The organism is Pseudoalteromonas sp. 19-MNA-CIBAN-0066 (assembly GCF_040308705.1).
Taxonomy (GTDB): domain Bacteria; phylum Pseudomonadota; class Gammaproteobacteria; order Enterobacterales; family Alteromonadaceae; genus Pseudoalteromonas; species Pseudoalteromonas nigrifaciens.
The window spans coordinates 18,637-37,856 of sequence record NZ_JBEONZ010000014.1; the positions used below are offsets into that span (position 1 = coordinate 18,637).

Genomic DNA, 19,220 nt, shown 5'->3' on the forward strand with positions numbered 1-19,220 from the left:
CTATTTTTTAAAGTAATCAATAGCGCCAGCAACGGTAAAAAATGAACCAAAAACAATCAAAACTGTGTCGTTTTGTTGTGTTGGCAAAATTACATCGAGTGCTGCTGCTACGCTATTATAACTATGCTTAATATCATTATGCGGTATGCTTTGTAGCGCATTTTGTAAGTTGCTAGCGCTATCACCACGAGGGCCATTTAAACTCGCTAACGACCATTGATCAACTAAATGGCTTACTTCTTTAAGCACACCTGCTTTATCTTTATCAGCAAGCATAGCGACTAATGCATGAATTTTAAAGCCTTTATCTTTGTAGCTTAGTAATTTACTTGCTAAATATCGAGCCGATTCAGGATTATGCGCTACATCGGTATATACCAAGGGTTGGTCGCTTAACTGCTCAAAACGCCCTTCCACAACCAGGTTTGCTAAACAGGCTTTGATCACCGACTCACTCGGGAGTAAATTTAACACACTTAGCGTGGTTAACGCTGTTGCTGCATTTTGACTAGGAATTGCTGGTTTAGCTAATTCAAGGTTGTACTGTTGGTATTGCCAGCTAAAGGTATCTGCGTGTTCTTTAAATATAAAGTCACTCCCTGATAAAACCATCTTGGCATTTATTTCATCGCCATAATCAGTCATGGTATGGGGAATATTTAAATCGCCAATAATAGCCGGCGTATTTTCACGAAAAATACCCGCTTTGTCATAAGCAACGAGTTCGCGCGTATCACCTAAGTATTCTTTGTGATCTAAATCGATAGTGGTAATAACACTCGCAAAAGGCGTAACAATATTAGTGGCGTCATAACGCCCGCCTAAACCTACCTCTAAGAGTACGTAGTCAACCTCACAGCGCTTAAAAATTGCCAGCGCAGCCAAGGTGCCATATTCAAAATAAGTGAGTGCGGTATCTTTGCGCCCTTGTTCTAGTAAATGAAAGGCATCAACATGATACTGATCGCTAAGCTCTTGCCCATTTACCCGTACACGTTCGTTATAGTGCGTTAAATGTGGTGAAGCATACGTACCTACGCTAAGGCCTTGCGCTAAAAGTAACGACTCTAGGCAGCGTGCTGTGGTGCCTTTACCATTGGTACCGGCAATCAAAATAATTTTACTTGAGGTGTTTAATAGCCCAATGTTATTAGCAACACTGGCAACGCGTTCTAGCCCCATTGCAATATTTGCAGGGTGAACACTTTCTAAATAAAAAAGCCAATCATCAAGGCTTGATGATTGGCTAGGAATTGTTTTTGTCATAGCGTTAGATCAATAAAGCTTAAATTTACGCTACTCTATGCTCTTGCTCAGTAGAAGGCAAGTTCATAAACTTAGCCAAAATGCGTGCCAATGTATCGCGCATTTCACGACGGTCAATAATCATGTCTATTGCACCGTGTTCAAGCAAGAATTCACTACGCTGAAAACCTTCAGGGAGTGTTTCACGCACTGTCTGCTCAATAACACGCGGCCCTGCAAAACCAATTAATGCTTTTGGCTCGCCTACGTTAATGTCGCCCAACATAGCAAGCGATGCAGAAACACCGCCCATTGTTGGATCAGTCATAACTGAAATAAATGGTAAGCCTTTTTCTGTCATTTTAGCAAGCGCGGCACTGGTTTTAGCCATTTGCATTAATGAAATAAGTGCTTCTTGCATACGTGCGCCGCCAGAAGCCGAAAAACAAATAAGTGGCATATTATGCTCTAAGCATTGATCAACAGCGTCAACAAAACGTGCACCTACTACCGATGCCATTGAACCGCCCATAAATGAGAATTCAAATGCTACAGCAGCTACAGGAATACCTTTTAAATGTCCCTTCATTGCCACAAGCGCGTCTTTTTCACCACTTGATTTTTGCGCCGCTGTAATACGGTCAGAGTATTTTTTTGAGTCTCTAAATTTAAGCACATCTTTAGGTTCGTGCTGTGTACCAAGTTCTACACGGTCACCTTCATCTAAAAAATACTCAAGGCGCTTACGCCCACTAATACGCATATGATGATCGCACTTAGGACATACATTCAATGCTTTTTCTAATTCGGCTTTATACAAAATAGAATCACACGATGTACACTTAGCCCAAACACCTTCTGGAATTTCTTTACGACCTGATGCTTTTGTCGTTTTAGGTAAGATTTTTTCTAGCCAACTCATTTGCAACTCTCTTAATGCTGTTCTGTGTCGCGAGCTTGCATGCTTATCATGCAAACAAATTTTCTCAATTAAAACATGAATTACACTAACACGGTATCAAAAACTGGTCTTAGTAGTTGCCAGCGCTTAGATTAAACAGTTAAAAACCACCTAATTAAATACTAATATCTGGTAAAAACAAAGGTCCTAATGGCGTTTTAGGTATGTTAAATTGTTCAGGATAATCAACATCTACCAGGTATAAACCGGCAGCTTTAGCGGTTGCACTTGCCTTTGCTCGCTCTTTTAAATCTAGCAATTCTTTTAGCCAAACAGGTTGTTGTTTATGTAAGCCTATATCCATTAAACAACCCGTTATATTACGTACCATATGATGTAAAAAAGCATTGGCTTTAATATCTATAATAACGTAACTGCCTTGGCGCTGTACCGATAAATGCTGAATTGTTCTAATAGCAGTATTTGCTTGGCAGTGAATAGCGCGGAACGACGTAAAGTCGTATTTACCTATTAAATACTGACACGCTTCTTGCATTTTAGTTTCATCAAGCGTGTGATGAAAGTGCGTAACACCTTCGTTTAATACCGCACCACGAAGTGGGTTATTATAAATAACATAACGATAACGGCGTGCTGTAGCACTAAAACGAGCATGAAAATCATCAGCCACTGGCTGAGCAAAACGAATAGCAATATCTTTTGGCAACAATGTATTCATGCCTAAAGTAAATGCCACCATATCGCGTGGTGCATCTGTATCAAAGTGCACAACTTGCCCGGTACCATGCACACCGGCATCGGTACGCCCTGCGCATACAATTGCAACCGGATGATTACAAATACGCGATAACGCTGTTTCTACTTCTTGTTGTACGCTGTTTACGTGTGATTGTCGTTGCCAACCACTATAGCGTGCGCCGTTGTATTCAACTCCAAGTGCTACTCGCATAATTACTGCTTTACCTACTGTGCTAATGAACGGGGCATTTTATGCTATCTAGCGATGCAATAAAAGCAGCTGCGCTATAATCAAACCTATCCCGATTAAAAAAGCCCGTAATTAGTAAAATTACGGGCTTTAAATTTATGCTCTTTATTTTATTTAAGTTTAGCTTTTAAGCTAAGCGCTTCTTGTTGAACTTCTTCAGGGCCTTTATTAATAACGTCTTCGATAACCTTAAGCGCTGAGTCAAAATCATCTATTTCAATATAAGCGCGGGCTAAGTCTAATTTAGCAGAATAACCGCCACTTTCAGCATCAACATCTGTTGGGTTATCGCCGGCCAGTAATGAGTCAAAATCACCTAGCCCTACGTCCATATTCACATCATCGTAAGGTTCGTGCTCTGTATCTGCGTCGTCACTTTGCTCTAATAACGCATCAATATCTACAAACTCATCTTTGCTAGTTTGCTCAATAGTATTGCTGTTAACAGTTGGCTGTGGCACTAAAGCTGATTCATCAGTATCTATTTCATCACTGAGTAAGTTATTAAAATCAACGTCAAACTCACTACTGTCTGCAATATCCAGCTCATCGGCATCGGCTAATTCATTTAGTAATGCATCAAAGTCGGTCTGAGTTAAATCGGCCATAAACTCGTCATCAAGCTCATCATCCGATGCAACTTCACCGTTATGCGGTAACTCTGTTGGCATTAATGCCGCTTCACGGTCTACATTTGTTTGCTCATCAATTAACTTCTCATCTAACTCTTCATTTAATTGCTCAATTTGAATATCGTCTACTTCGTTAAGCAAATCATCACTAACGTCATCATTTAATTGCTGCTCAGACGAATTACTTGTATCAACCTCTGGTGGTGAGGTTATTGCTAATAATTCATCTTCATTTTGTTGTTCACTATCGAGCTCTGAAAAATCATTTTCAATTAATAGTTCATCGTCAAAGTCATCATTTAAACTATCTAAATTACCACCGGCTAGTAGCGAGTTTGCAAGATCTTGTTCAGCTTGACTCGAGGCCATACCTTTAGCATCACCATCTAGGTTATCGCCTTGCAGCTCTTGCGGAGTAAACGCTTGCTGTTCATCTGCTGTTAGTATTGCATCGTCATTCAGATCTAGCTCAGGGTATTCGTCTACATCAAGCTCTTCGCTTGGCGCTGCTACATCAGGCACTGACTCATCTGCTAATAATTCAGATTCATCATTTTCAATACCTAGAGGGTCGTCACCTAATTCGGCTTCTGTTACATCATTAAAATCATCAACCGACCACTGAGGGGGTTCTACATACTCTTCATCATCGGATGCTTGTTGTAGCTCATTTAAAAGCTCATCAACACTTTTTAAATTATCGTCATTATATTCTTCAAGCGCATCTTCAGGATCGAGTAACGTCTGCGATGTATCTGAGTAATCCTCTATAATTGAGTCGCCAAAATCGTCTTGCTCTTCTACTGCAAGCTCTGGTTCTGACTCAAGTGCTGACTCTGTATTTTCACTTAATGAAGAGTCAACAGATTCAGCGTCGTCACTATTTAACTCTTGCTGCGCTTTTTCTAAATCCTCTACTAACTCAGCTGTATTATTTTGCTCTTCAAGCGCTGCTTCAGGCTGCTCTTCCTCGCTTTGTTCACTAACTTCGTCGATTAAGCTGTCGATGTCGTCAATATCATCTAAGTCAAAGTCGTCGGTTTCTTCTACTAACTCAGCTGTATTATTTTGCTCCTCAAGCGCTATTTCTGGCTGTTTTTCATCGCCCTGCTCACTTTGTTCACTAACTTCGTCGATTAAGCTGTCAACATCGTCAATTTCATCTAAGTCGAAGTCATCTGTTTCTTCTACTAACTCAGCTGTATTATTTTGCTCTTCAAGCGGTGCTTCAGGCTGTTCTTCATCATCCTGCTCACTTACTTCATCGATTAAGCTGTCGATATCGTCAATATCATCTAAGTCGAAGTCATCGGCTTCTTCTACTAACTCAGCTGTATTATTTTGCTCTTCAAGCGCTGTTTCAGGCTGCTCTTCCTCGCCTTGTTCACTAACCTCGTCGATTAAGCTGTCGATGTCGTCAATATCATCTAAGTCGAAGTCATCAGTTTCTTCTACTAACTCAGCTGTATTATTTTGCTCTTCAAGCGGTGTTTCTGGCTGCTTTTCATCGCTTTGTTCGCTAACTTCATCGATTAAGCTATCGATGTCATCTAAATCAAAGTCGTCATTCTCTTCTACGAGCTCTGTAGCGCTGTTTTGCTCTTCAAGCAGATCATCGCCCTGTTCGCTTGCTTCGTCAATTAAGCTATCGATGTCATCTAAATCAAAGTCGTCATTCTCTTCTACGAGCTCTGTAGCGCTGCTTTGCTCCTCAAGCAGATCATCGCCCTGAACGTTTGCTTCGTCAATTAAGCTGTCGATATCATCTAAATCAAAGTCGTCGTTTTCTTCAACTAGCTCTGTAGCGCTGTTTTGCTCTTCAAGCAGATCATCGCCCTGAACGTTTGCTTCGTCAATTAAGCTGTCGATATCGTCTAAATCAAAGTCGTCGCTTTCTTCAACTAGCTCTGTAGCGCTGCTTTGCTTTTCAGGCAGAGCATCGTCCTGCTCACTTACTTCATCGATTAAGCTGTCGATATCATCTAAGTCAAAGTCGTCGTTTTCCTCTACCAACTCTTCTGTATTGCTTGGTATTGATGATTGCTCTGATTCTAATAAATCATCAATATCAAAATCGTCATCTTCACTTGCTAACTCTTCACTAAAGGCAGATATTTCATCGTGAGAATCCCCACTCTCTGGTGCTACTTTGTCGCTATCACTCGATTCAATTTCTGGTAATCTATCGTCTTCATCAAATAAGCTATCTAAATCATCAGCACTTAAAATATCATCACTGTTTTGTGATGTGTTTAAGTCTAAATCAATAGTGTCCTCTAAGCTGTCATCTACAGGCTCATCAAAGCCTTGCTGCATAAAAATATCGAGCTCATCATCGTCTTGGCCGTCTTCATCATCAAAAATGATGTCATCGCTCAGTAAGCTTTCTAACTCATCTTGATCTAATAAATTGCTATCGTCTAATGAGTCGTCAAACGCTACATCGTCATCTAACAGCGCGTCATCCGAAATACCGTCATCTAATTGAACACTTAAATCATCCAACGGATCAGGAATAATGGGATCGTCGTGGCTAGCTGCACTTACAACATCATCGCTGTCATCACTGCTATAAACGGGAGTTTGCGGTAAAAACTCTTCATCTTCTTGGTTATTTTGCTCGGTGTTATTTGCGCGTTTACGTAACAACATTACAACGGCAAAAATAATTAATAATGCAGGTATAGTCATTAACAAAATTAAAACCAGCGGATTAGATAGCAAGGCTCCTAAGTCAAATTCGGCATCTTGTTTGGCGTCTTTGATTTTTTGTTGCGCTATTATTTCATTTTGTTTAACTATTAATTCTTTAAGTTGCAGCTGTATTTCGCTGTCTTGCCCTAGTTGCTCGCGTAAGTTTTTTAGCTCTTGTGAAATACCTGTGAGTTGTTTTTTAAGCTTGTTATTCTCTACTAATATTTCTTCAACATTGTTTACCGAACTTTTAAATTGCTGTTGCAGCTCAACTAATCTATTACTTTGATCCGTTTTTATGTCATTTAATTCTTTTTGTAATTCTTTTTTAGCTTCGTCTACGTCAACTTTACGCGCTTGCGTTACTTTGGTTTGAGCTGTATTAATTTCGCTTTGCGTTAGCGTGCCGTTTTTCTTTTTTTCCCATAACTTGTCGTCTTGTTCAGAGCGCTGTCTTGCTAGCTCAGAGCTAACACTTTTAATTTCAGCTAAGGTGGGTATGTTTAAATAGGCACCACTTTGCATGTGGTTAAGGTTTTGTTCTAAAAATGAATTTGGATTTTTGTTATACAAGGCCTGCATAACTTGATAAATGCTTACAGAGTTATCAGGACGAACTTTAACAGCAATACGCCAGAGTGTATCGGTCGGTTTTATTGGCCCTATTGCTCGTCCTTGCACACCATAGTCAACGCCTTTAGGCCCCTTTAGTTGGGTACTGTCTTGAGAGTAAACAGAAGTGACTATCAATGCAGACGCCAATATAATAAGTGAAGCTAAACCGCGCATGCTGATCCTTTAATGTTTAAATGTTAACGTAGCGCCACAAAGTGGGCGCATAAACATTGATTATTCTTGCCGTCATCAACCAAATGGCTGACTCACATTTTTTATTACAATCTATTTTTATTGCAAGCTCTATTCCAGTTACAAACTATAAACCAGTTAGCCACTAATATCCATCGCAACACTTTGAAAATAAATACCTTAAATTTATAATTAAAAGTATTTAAATCTGTTATATCAACATCTTTATACGCTTTTAAATTATATGCGGCAATTAATTGACAGCCATATAAACAAAAAGCGGCAAACAAATAATGTTTACCGCTTTTTTTGCTTTAAAGCTATAAGTAATTACATGTAGTTAGCAATAAGCTCTTCTGCAATTTGTATGCTATTTGTTGCTGCACCTTTGCGGGTATTATCGCTTACAACCCACATATTTAAACCATGTGGATGTGAAATATCGGCGCGTAAACGACCAATGTAAACTGTGTCATTACCGCTGGCATCAGATACCGCTGTTGGGTAATCGCCCGCGTCATCAATAAGCTCAACACCTGGCGCGTCGTTTAATAACTGTTTTACGTGTTCAAGGTCATATGGCATACGTGTTTCTATATTGATTGACTCTGAATGACCAAAAAACACCGGTACTCTTACACACGTTGGGTTTACTGCAATGGTAGTATCGCCTAATATTTTATGCGTTTCGTTAACCATTTTCATTTCTTCACGGGTGTAGCCGTTATCTTCAAATGCATCTATTTGTGGGATCACGTTAAACGCAATTTGCTTAGGAAATATATCGCTGTCAACTGGGCGGGCATTCATTAAGTTAGCGGTTTGCTTTGCTAACTCATCAACCGCTTTTTTACCTGCGCCCGACACTGCTTGATATGTTGATACATTAATACGGTCAATTCCGTAAGCATCGTATATTGGTTTTAGTGCCAACATCATCTGAATAGTTGAACAGTTAGGGTTGGCAATTATGTTACGGTTTCTAAAATCGGCTAAGCTTGCTGCGTTAACTTCTGGTACGATTAGAGGGACTTCAAAATCATTTCTAAAAAATGATGTATTGTCGATTACTACACAACCAGCATCTGCAGCAATTGGCGCGTACTGCTCTGACACACTACCACCAGCAGAGAAGAAGCCTATGTGCGCTTGGCTAAAGTCAAAGCCTTCAACATCTAGTACTTCAATGGTCTCACCACAAAACTTAATGTCTTCGCCTGCGCTGCGGCTGCTAGCAAGTAAAAAAAGTTGATCCACTGGAAATTTACGATCTGCTAATGTTTCAATGATTTGACGACCAACTAAACCTGTAGCACCAAGTACCACAACGTTATATTTTTGCGACATATTTATTCCTCTTTAAGCGATATTAAAACAACATCGCTAGTTAAATTAGTTTGCAACAGTAAACCCAAGCTGGGCTAAAGCGGCTAGCTGCGAGCTATCACCTTGTATTGTTAAAGTGCTAAATTCTCGTCTTACAGGGTAGTTTTTACGTAAACTATCAAAACCGTTATTCGCTAAATCACGCAGTAAAATACCGTCATCACGGCGTACGTCGTAAATTAAATGCACCAAACGCGCAATATCAGCTTCATTAAAACTTTGTCCTAATGTAGCTTGCGTAATTGCAGGCACGGGTAAAAACTCGTCGAGCGACTTTGTTGCTTCTATCCCTTTGAGTTCACAAAACTTTTGATACAATATTTGTGTACCACGGGCTTTCCCTTCAAGGGTGTGCCCTGCAATGTGAACGCTTGCATAGCGCACATGCTCCAATAGCTCAGTTAAAATAGTGGGTTCGTTTTCCCATACATCAAGCACTAAATCTAAATCGGCACCCGCTTGCATCACTTCTAATAATGCTTGATTGTCAATCACATCACCACGGCTTGCATTAATTAACGTAAGCCCGGGTTTGAGCGCTTTTAATCTGGCTTTATCCATCATATGTAGCGTTTTATGCTCGCCACTTTTTATAAGCGGAACATGAAAAGTTACAATATCTGACTGCGCAAGTAATTGATCAAGTGCTACGTGCTCGTTTAATAAGCCTTGCGCATGTTTTATTGGATCACATAAAAGTACGGTTAAATTCAGCGCTTGTAATTTTTTCGCCAAACAACTGCCAATACTGCCTACGCCAACTATACCTATTGTTTGATTATTAAGTGGGCGGGCGTTTTCTTGGCTTAAGGCATATAAACTGCTTATTACATACTCGGCTACCGCAATTGCGTTGCAGCCTGGCGCGCTACTAAAGGCAATATTTTTATCATTTAATAATTGCGTATCAATATGATCAACACCAATTGTTGCGGTGCCAACAAAGCTTAGTTTGTTAGCGTGTGCTAAAAGCTCATTATTAACCTGAGTGACTGAGCGAGTAAGCAGCACATCTACGTCTATTAGTTGATCGGCTGTTAATTGTCGCCCATCAAAACGCTCAACTTCACCAATGTCTGCAAAGTACTGCTCAACTAAAGGCATATTCTGATCGGCAAGAATTTTCATACAGAGTCCGTTTGGCAATTAAGGGTCGCTATTGTAACGAACAACCTAGGCTTTGCACAAACTAAAAAGCCGAGCAATGCTCGGCTTTGGGTATTTAGTAAGAAACTAATTAACCTTTATATTTACTCATAACTAAAGTGGCATTTGTACCACCAAAGCCAAAGCTGTTCGACATTACAGTATTTAACTCAACATCACGACGTTCAGTAACAATATCAAGGCCTGCAGCTTGCTCGTCTAATTCATCAATATTAATTGATGGTGCAACAAAGCCATGCTCTAGCATTAATAAAGAGAAAATAGCCTCGTGAACACCCGCCGCACCTAGGGCATGGCCTGTCATTGCTTTAGTTGCGCTGATCATTGGTGAATTACCACCAAATACGTCTTGAATAGCGCCAAGCTCTTTAACATCGCCCACTGGAGTAGATGTGCCATGCGTATTTAAATAATCAATACTTTCTACGTCTTGCATAGCTTGGCGCATACAGCGTGCAGCACCTTCGCCTGAAGGAGCAACCATGTCGTAACCATCAGACGTTGCACCATAGCCAACAATTTCTGCGTAAATATGTGCGCCACGAGCAAGAGCATGTTCAAGCTCTTCAACCACAACAATACCGCCACCACCAGATATAACAAAACCATCGCGGTTTGCATCGTACGTACGCGATGCTTTTTCTGGTGTTTCGTTGTACTTAGTAGAAAGTGCGCCCATAGCGTCAAATTCCATTGCTAAAGTCCAGTGCAGCTCCTCACCACCACCAGCAAAAACAACATCTTGCTTGCCAAGTTGAATTTGTTCTACTGCATTACCAATACAGTGCGCTGATGTAGCACATGCAGAACTAATAGAGTAGTTAACACCTTTAATTTTAAACGGTGTTGCTAAACATGCAGACGTGGTGCTTGCCATAGTACGTGGCACCATATAAGGACCTACACGCTTTACGCCTTTTTCGCGTAAAATATCAGCCGCTTCTACTTGCCATTTAGATGAACCACCACCAGAACCAACTATAATACCCGTACGCTCGTTTGACACTTGCTCGTCAGATAAACCTGAGTCTGCAATCGCTTGCGTCATTGAAATATAAGAATAGGCAGCAGCATCACCCATAAAACGCATTGCTTTGCGGTCAACATGTTCTTTAACGTCAATATCAATTTTGCCCGACACGTTGCTACGTAGCTTGTAATCGGCAAATTCTTGGTTAAACGCAATGCCACTACGGCCTGTTTTTAACGATTCTAATACTTCTTCTTTGTTGTTACCAATACTTGATACAACACCGATACCTGTAATTACGGCTCTTCTCATGGGTAATTCCCTTAGCTTAATACTTAATTGCGTTCTATTTTACGCGAATTTAATCACCTAAGTGGTCAGCTTTCTAGCGTACACTTGTACTCTGAACTGCTAGCTTATAAATAACGCCAGACTATTTCAAAGAAAACACGTAAAATAATTAAAAAATTTCATCTCTAAAATTAAATGGGTCATGATAAAAAACGCCAACATTCACTTTAACCACCAAGGCACACCTGTTGCCAATGACTTCGATGATATTTATTATTCTGACGATAATGGCTTAGCTGAATCTTATTATGTGTTTTATCAGCAAAACAATATAGATACACGGTTACAAAGCCATGACCAAGCACATTTTGTTATAGCCGAAACCGGTTTTGGTACTGGCCTTAACTTTTTAAATACATGCCAGCACTTTACTGACCACCTTGCACGCCAACAAGTTCAAAAGCAACTAAACTATGGTGTAAAGCGACTACACTTTATTGCCTTTGAAAAACACCCATTAAGTGTAAGCGACTTAAGCAAAATATTAACAGCATGGCCTGAACTTAATTTATTAAGTGAGCAACTTATCAGCCAGTATCCCATTAATTTAGCAGGCTGCCATCGACTTGAATTTAATAATGGGACAATCGTGCTCGATTTATATTTTGGTGATGCACTGGAATCGATTAAAACAATGAGCTATCCGCGCTCAGGTATAGTAGATGCTTGGTTTTTAGATGGTTTTGCACCGAGTAAAAACCCTGACATGTGGCAACAAAGCCTGTTTAATGCCATGGTTAACATTTCAAAAGTAGGAGCCACCCTTGCTACCTTTACCGCTGCCGGCTTTGTTCGTCGTGGGTTAAGTGATGCAGGCTTTACCATGCAAAAAGTTAAAGGATTTGCGCACAAACGTAGCATGCTAATTGGCACATTAAAACACACTAACGATACGCAATCGGCGCCAAGTTATTTTAATCACGATGTAAGCCCGCTTAGTAATGTGGCGGTAATTGGTGGTGGTATTGCCAGCAGCTGTATTTTATACAGCCTAGCTAAGCGAGGTATTAGCAGCCAATTATTTTGCCAAGATGCTGCACCCGCTATGGGGGCATCGCACAACGTGCAAGGGGCGGTATACCCTCATTTACAAGCAAAAAACTCCCCACACAGCGAGTTATTTGCGCATAGCTTTTTATATGCCAAACGGCTTTATAAACAGTTACTCAATGATGGCTTTAGTTTTGATCATAGCTGGTGCGGTGTATTGCAGCATGCAGTAAAACAGCCACTCGTTGATCGCCATGAAAATTTAGCCCAGCAGCAATTATGGCCACAAACATTAATGCGTAACGTAACCGCAGAGCAAGGAGATACTATAGCCGGAGTTACTACTGGTTATTCTGGCGTATATTTTGAACAAGGTGGCTGGGTAAACCCACCACAACTAGTTAATGCTATGTTGAGCGCCGCCCATTGTTTATCGCCTTATAAAAGTACTTTTAACTGCCATATAGAACAATTAAAAAAAACCAGCAACGGCTGGCTACTTTTTAGTAACGGCAAACAGTTTGGCCCCTTTAGCGATGTAATTATATGTGCAGGTGAGCACAGCGATGCATTTGCACAAACTAAAGCACTACCAATCGTAGGTGTACGCGGGCAAGTATCGCATGTGCAGGCAAGTGAGCAGTCAACTAAACTAAAAACGGTGCTGTGCCATAAAGGCTATTTTACACCCGCTTATTTAGATCATCATTGTATGGGTGCAACGTTTGAAAAAAACACCAAAAGCCGACAAGTAACTGAGCAAGACAACCTTAGTAATCGCGAGCAATTACTCAACTTTTACGGCCACTGTAATTTTGCAACTAGCTTAGGCAATATAACCGCAGCAAAAGCCGCAGTGCGTTGTAGTTTTATTGATCACTTACCTATGGCAGGAGAGTGGGTAGAGCAAAGCGATTACCTAACTGCCTTTGCTAATTTACGTTTAGGTAAACGCTATCAGTACCAAGCCCTAAGTAAAAAACAACAAGGGCTACATATTTTCACCGGCTTTGGTGCACGTGCTTTATGCAGTGCGCCACTTTGCAGTGAACACTTAATTAGCAGTTTAAACAACGAGCCGCGCCCGCTCAGCGAGCGTGTAAGCCAAGCTATTCACCCTGCTCGTTTTATAGTGCGTGATTTAATTCGTAATAAAATTTAATCAGTTAGCTATACTTGAAAGGTATACCAACGAGTCACGATCTACTGTAAGCTGAAATAGCAAACAAATTTAGGAGTTAATGATGAGTAAAACCTTAATTATTGGCGCAAGCGGGCAAATTGGTAAAATGACTACCGAGTTATTACTCCAGCATGAGCATAATGTAATCGCTTTAGTGCGCAATAAAAATAAACTAAGTGATTTAAATAGCGTACATTTAACTATTATCGAACAAGATTTAGAAAGCGATTTTAGTGACGTAGTAAAAGACTGTGAGCAAGTTATATTTGTTGCTGGCTCAGGCGGCGGTACAGGTGCTGATAAAACCTTATTAATTGATCTGTGGGCTGCTACTAAGGCAATTAACTTTTCAAAAGAGCACGGTGTTAAACACTTTATTATGGTGAGCTCGTTAGGTGCTGACGACCCTGATGCAATTCAAAGTGATCTAAAACCTTACCTAGTAGCTAAACACATGGCAGACAGATACCTAATAAATAGCGGCCTTAGTTATACCATTGTACGACCGGGTGCATTAACCAACGAAGCTGCATCAATGCTTATTAGCACAACACGACCAAGCGATCGTTCAAATGCAAAAATAAGCAGAGAAAACGTTGCTCATGTTTTATTTAACATTGCGCAAAACCAATGTAATAGCAGTTGTATTTTTGAGCTTTTTGATGGCGACAGCCCTATTAAAGCTGCGGTAAAATAATCTGCTTATAGCAATATTTCACTTATGCCTTGCCAAGCCAATTGGCAAGCCATAAGTGTTAATATAACCTTAAAAATAGCTTTAAAACGTGCTGTAGGCATGCGTTTAAGTAAATAAATACCTAACCAAGTGCCTAGCGCACCACTGGCAATCATACCTATCACCAATGGCAACCATTGCCAAAAGCTAAACCCAATAACAGTATAAACAAACGCCTTTAACACATGCTGTAGGGTCATAATGCTAGAAAACGTTGCAGTGAACTTTAATTTGTCATAATTATTAATATGCAAATAACTCGCTACTAGCGGTCCACTTGCGCCAACAAACATAGAAATAAATGCCGTTATTAAACCCGCAACTAAACGCCCCAGCTTTGAGTCGTTTTTAAATTTAGGCGTTTTACCCCACAATAAATAAACCACAAATACCGCAACCGCCAACTTCATACCATCTAACTGAATATCATTAACTACAGTGCTAGAGATGCCAGCGCCAACCAACCCACCAAGCGTAAAGTAAATAAACATACTTTTATCTATATGTTTAATGCTCAACACTAGTCTATTTGCATTCGATCCTAATTGTACTAAGCCATGCACTGGCACCACGACCGTCATTGGCATAATTGATGCCATAACAACTAATAACATCAGCCCGCCACCGGCACCAAACGCGGCAGATACAAACGATGTAAAGCCTGCAAGTACAATAAGTAACAGCGCTATACAGGGAGTAACAAACTCTGTAGCCAATAAATCCATATTTATGCTCTAGGGTGAATAACACCTTATATTGAGGCTTATTTTAGTGATTTTGTATAACCATTAGGTATAACACGCATAGTTTAAATTGCGTTCAAAAAATATAAGCATTGTGTAAAGCCACAGCACATTAAAGCTCAGCATTAAGTTAAAAATATGCTTACAACAATTAATTATAGATTCTATTTTAAAGTTAATAACCCGCTATAAATTAGCCCAAACACGTAACTAATAAAAATGAACTGTCCCTTTATCTATTCAACTTTTAACAATTACACCCAACTTTGTTTGTTGTAAAAAAATACAACCACATTAAAACTAATAAATAAGGATTACTTTATGGCTGTGTTTGCTGCAAAATAGTATACAAACTTAAAATATGCATCTTGATCGGTAACCGGTATATGCTAAGCTCCTGCCCTCAAAATTAAACTTTGCCTGTTTTTAATTAATGATTTGCTAAGTTGCAAGGTACTGCTTTTGCTTATGGCGCTCTAAAGTTTTGAACTGCTAATCTGTTGATTACCTCTTCACGGTCAAACTTTGGTTCATGTGCAAACAAAAATATACCGTATTAAAAAGGTTAAATGCGCTTATGAATATTGAAATTTCTATTATAGAAACCTTGTTAGTTTCTTTGTTAATACTTTTTGCAGGCTATTATCTCAATAGCAAAATTGCTTTTCTTAAAGACAACAACATTCCTGAACCCGTTGTGGGTGGTATTGCCTTTTCTATTATTGCGGCCATTCTGCACGTTTACTTTGATATTAACTTTCAATTCGATATGACTTTTAAAACCCCATTAATGACCATGTTTTTTACCACTGTTGGTTTGGGTGCGAGTTTTAGCTTATTAATTAAAGGTGGCCCTAAAGTCGCACTGTTTTTGGGCGTCGCAACAATTTATTTATTGGTACAAAATGCCTTAGGCATATCTATTGCGGTAGCAACCGGTATGGAGCCTTTAATGGGCTTAATTGGCGGCTCTGTAACACTCTCTGGTGGCCATGGTAGTGGTGCTACGTACGCTGATTTATTTATTAATGAATATGGTATGCAAAGTAGCGTATTTGAACTGGCAATGGCAGCCGCTACGCTCGGGCTTATTCTTGGTGGCTTAGTTGGCGGCCCTGTCAGCAGGCGCCTCATTAATAAATACAACTTAAAAGCAGACACTTCATACCATGAAGAGCGCGATGACACAGTTACCTTCGATCCAGATGATCACGACCTAGTAACACCGCGTAAAATGATGGAAACCTTGTTTGTTATATTATTATGTATGTACTTAGGCCGCATGGGCTACGACGCATTAAAAGCAATTGACGTTATTTTACCAGCATTTTTAATCCCATTATTATTTGGTGTTTTTATTACTAACCTTACTGAATTTTCTAAAATTTATAAGGTAAGCCGCGCCTGTATAGACTTATGGGGCACTATGGCGCTATCAATGTTTTTAGCCATGGCTTTAATGTCGTTAAAAATATGGGAGCTGCTGAGCTTAGCCGGCCCAATGATATTTATGATTTTAGTACAAGCCGTTATGCTAATGCTGTTTGCTTACTTTATTACCTTTAGAGTAATGGGTAAAAACTACAACGCCGCAATAATAGCGGGCGGTCATTGTGGTTTTGGTTTAGGCGCAACGCCTACCGCAGTTGCAAATATGGAATCTTTAGTATCTCGTTACGGCCCCTCACCACAGGCATTTTTAGTAGTACCTTTAGTGGGCGCATTCTTCATTGATATAACCAACGCATTAATTATCCAGCTGTACTTAAGCATTCCCTTTATTAGCGGTTAATAGCCACTTAAGCTATTGTAGTAAACATTAAGCCAGCCCTAGCGCTGGCTTAATGTTTACTTCGTATCTACTTACTGCTTTATCTCATCGCTAAGCAGCAACCTTACAAACGTATCAAATCTCAACTTACTTTCAATAATCTAAAGCAATACAAGTTTAGTATTATTTACTAAGGTAGATCCCCCCATAAAAGCCCTTCACAGCCTGCTACAGCGCTTTATAAGAAGTTATCTATCGTTGTGGTTAAACCTTGTTAAAATCTCTTACAAGCTATTGGTTTTTTGAGCATTAGGTATTAAGTTGCCAATAACCCGTTTTTTAGCGCCAATTCGCTTCACCAGCCCAGCTTCTTTTAAAACCTTAATCCGCCTTTAGATGGCGCTCAACGACGTTTCGCTAGCGACAACTAACTGTGCGTTTGTAATATGAGGATCGTTGCTAATAAGGTTGATTATTAATTTATCTACATCAGACAGTTTTAAACTCTCAGTTACTCCCCTCATTTAAACCTTCATTTTTTAAAAGCTTAGCTTCGGTTACTGCATCAACACTCAATAAAGAGCGCTACCGGCTTGGTGGGTACTTTGGCGAGTAGCTTAATGGGTCTGTGATCTTAATTAACCTTTAGCCATAAAAAAACCCGCAAGCTTGATTTCTCAAGCGTTGCGGGTTTTTTAGGGTTTTTAGACAAACGAATCTAAAAACCGATATTGGGCTGGGGTCATCTTAACCAACAACCTAATCACTTGAATAAAAATAAAAAAAATAAAATAAGACACATGAAGTACTACCTACGGTACTACTTGCATTAAAACTCAAATACATATTTTAGCTGCATGAACCTAAGTACGATTTAGATAATTTAAGCAACGATAGATGTATTCAGATTTTTTATGCTTAAAGTAGCTTTAGTCTCTTTATGAAAATCTATACATTTTTTTCGAGTTGATGCACCATGCTTTGGTATACGAGTAGTTACAGCGAAACACTCTTTACTGTAATCCTTGTATTTATTCCTAGTATGCACAAGTGTTGATTTTAATTGTGAAATAGCTTTATCAACGTCACACCCCTTAAGCTCTATGAATAATGCACGCTTATTAAGGTTATTAACTTCGATGATCCAATCACATTTTTCTCTGTGGTCATTTATGAGACACCCATCAACCTGAACTTTTTTTAAACTTTCACGCCTGCGATTATTAACTTCAAATCGGCTTCTATTCTCTTGAACGACAACCTTAGAATCTGTTGTTTCTGTACTACATAAATCATAATCCATTGATATTAATCCTTACTACAAGATAATAGCTTGTTCATAACCTCTTCGAAGTGCTCAGATATATTATCTAGTATATCTCCACCTATCATACGATAGCTTTCATCAGCAATGTTCTCAGTTTTTCCCTCAATAATAGTATAAGCAGATACATCCTCAAATTTAATCGGAGATCCAGTACCGTTGATCTTTTTAAATTCATCTACGGTTATTGCTTCTTTATCAAGAGTATCTCCAGCTAAAATAAAGTTGTTTAGCGCAGATAAAATATATGGACTATGCGTAGTTATAAAGAATTTTGTATCTAGAGATTCATGTAATAACGAAAGTATCGAAATAATATGACCTTGCGAAGTAGGAAATAGGTGAGCTTCAGGCTCTTCTATAAAGCATAAACCATTATCTTGCCCAGAAAGAATAGGCCAAACAGCTAGAACAAGTAACATAGGCAATGACTCTTGTTGTCCAGATGAGGCGTTAGCTAGGTTTATCTTTCTTCCTTTAGATATTAACCAATCTTGCTCGTCATGATACTCATATTCACCTTGAACTATTAATTCAATCAGTTTGTACAACTCATTTAATAAATTTTTATGATGGCGAACAAACATTTCATCCTTGTACCAGAATTTAGAGTTTTCATACATTTGACCAAACTCTTTCAGATAAGGGTCAATATCTAAGTTACTGGCTAAGAATGTAAAAATATTTTTTTGTAGATTTGCAAAAAAAGACCTAGACGCTGGTATGAAGAAAGAGTCAGAGAAAAAGCAAGGGTACAACTCTTTCAAAGGCTCATTTATATGCTCTCGCAATATTTGCCTTTCAACATGTCTAATACTAGGATTTTTTTTTCGAAGTTCTTTTTCTTCTTGTAGTTTTTTCTTAAATGCGATTTTTTTACTTTTAAACTTATTAGCTAAATCACTCGAATATTCGAGTGATATTAATGTTTTATTTTTTTGATTCTTTTTACCAGTAATTGAAAATTCTAAAGAGTCAACTTTATAAGTAATAGTAAAACTAGTACCCTCCCAAGAATACCTTGGAAATCGAGCTTCAAATTTTAAGATTATACTCCTGTCCAAGGCTCGCTTAGTATCACCTGTTCTAACTCCTTCAATAAACTCATGTGATAGGCTATTAAAAAAAGAAATTAGCTTAGCAATTAAGCTTTTACCATTGGCTTGAGGCCCAATAACCACGTTTATTTTTTTTAATTCGACTTCAGCATCTTTTATTACTAAGAAATTTTTAATTGTTAAACATTCACTCATATGAAAATCCCATTTTCTGATTGACCCCTTAAAACTATTAACAAAGTATATTCTCTTT

At 39.1% G+C, this 19,220-nt stretch carries 13 protein-coding genes; 3 read left to right on the forward strand and 10 right to left on the reverse strand.

All coding sequences use genetic code 11. The features are described 5' to 3' along the window. The 7 genes from folC to fabB all read right to left on the reverse strand — a co-directional run bounded on the left by folC (position 1) and on the right by fabB (position 11,123). Positions 1–1,266, reverse strand: a complete 1,266-nt coding sequence (gene folC / locus AAEZ18_RS09930) for a bifunctional tetrahydrofolate synthase/dihydrofolate synthase (protein WP_086998467.1) — start codon at positions 1,264–1,266, stop codon at positions 1–3. A 25-nt stretch (positions 1,267–1,291) separates the two neighbouring features. Next, positions 1,292–2,167: an acetyl-CoA carboxylase, carboxyltransferase subunit beta gene (gene accD / locus AAEZ18_RS09935; protein ID WP_011328732.1), complete on the reverse strand. Its 876-nt coding sequence runs from the start codon at positions 2,165–2,167 to the stop codon at positions 1,292–1,294. Between the two features lie 154 nt (positions 2,168–2,321). After that, a complete protein-coding gene (truA, locus tag AAEZ18_RS09940) occupies positions 2,322–3,116 on the reverse strand; it encodes a tRNA pseudouridine(38-40) synthase TruA (protein WP_011328733.1) in 795 nt (264 codons plus the stop codon). 149 nt (positions 3,117–3,265) lie between these two features. After that, positions 3,266–7,270 (reverse strand): FimV/HubP family polar landmark protein, encoded by a 4,005-nt coding sequence (locus tag AAEZ18_RS09945; RefSeq protein WP_350549584.1) that lies wholly within the window; start codon positions 7,268–7,270, stop codon positions 3,266–3,268. Between the two features lie 348 nt (positions 7,271–7,618). After that, entirely contained in the window at positions 7,619–8,635 is a 1,017-nt protein-coding gene (locus AAEZ18_RS09950) for an aspartate-semialdehyde dehydrogenase (protein ID WP_011328736.1), read from the reverse strand. A 45-nt stretch (positions 8,636–8,680) separates the two neighbouring features. After that, positions 8,681–9,802, reverse strand: a complete 1,122-nt coding sequence (locus tag AAEZ18_RS09955) for a 4-phosphoerythronate dehydrogenase (RefSeq protein ID WP_179808019.1) — start codon at positions 9,800–9,802, stop codon at positions 8,681–8,683. 109 nt (positions 9,803–9,911) lie between these two features. Then, a complete protein-coding gene (gene fabB / locus AAEZ18_RS09960) occupies positions 9,912–11,123 on the reverse strand; it encodes a beta-ketoacyl-ACP synthase I (protein WP_011328738.1) in 1,212 nt (403 codons plus the stop codon). Between the two features lie 181 nt (positions 11,124–11,304). Between fabB and mnmC the strand changes: the two genes are divergently transcribed. Continuing rightward, positions 11,305–13,314 carry a bifunctional tRNA (5-methylaminomethyl-2-thiouridine)(34)-methyltransferase MnmC2/FAD-dependent 5-carboxymethylaminomethyl-2-thiouridine(34) oxidoreductase MnmC1 gene (gene mnmC, locus AAEZ18_RS09965; protein ID WP_011328739.1) on the forward strand — a complete coding sequence of 670 codons (2,010 nt, stop codon included), beginning with the start codon at positions 11,305–11,307 and terminating at the stop codon, positions 13,312–13,314. Positions 13,315–13,396: 82 nt separating this feature from the next. After that, on the forward strand, positions 13,397–14,032 hold the full coding sequence (locus tag AAEZ18_RS09970; RefSeq protein WP_011328740.1) for an SDR family oxidoreductase: 636 nt from the start codon (positions 13,397–13,399) through the stop codon (positions 14,030–14,032). Between the two features lie 5 nt (positions 14,033–14,037). On the opposite strand, the gene AAEZ18_RS09975 is transcribed toward AAEZ18_RS09970, so the two are convergent. Then, a complete protein-coding gene (locus AAEZ18_RS09975) occupies positions 14,038–14,796 on the reverse strand; it encodes a sulfite exporter TauE/SafE family protein (RefSeq protein ID WP_089368574.1) in 759 nt (252 codons plus the stop codon). A gap of 595 nt (positions 14,797–15,391) precedes the next feature. Between AAEZ18_RS09975 and gltS the strand changes: the two genes are divergently transcribed. Continuing rightward, positions 15,392–16,606 carry a sodium/glutamate symporter gene (gltS, locus tag AAEZ18_RS09980; protein ID WP_350594103.1) on the forward strand — a complete coding sequence of 405 codons (1,215 nt, stop codon included), beginning with the start codon at positions 15,392–15,394 and terminating at the stop codon, positions 16,604–16,606. 862 nt (positions 16,607–17,468) lie between these two features. On the opposite strand, the gene AAEZ18_RS09985 is transcribed toward gltS, so the two are convergent. Next, positions 17,469–17,888, reverse strand: coding sequence for a hypothetical protein (locus AAEZ18_RS09985; RefSeq protein WP_250653644.1), 420 nt, complete (start codon positions 17,886–17,888; stop codon positions 17,469–17,471). Between the two features lie 5 nt (positions 17,889–17,893). Beyond that, positions 17,894–19,162: an AAA family ATPase gene (locus tag AAEZ18_RS09990; protein WP_250653643.1), complete on the reverse strand. Its 1,269-nt coding sequence runs from the start codon at positions 19,160–19,162 to the stop codon at positions 17,894–17,896. Between the last annotated feature and the right edge of the window lie 58 nt (positions 19,163–19,220).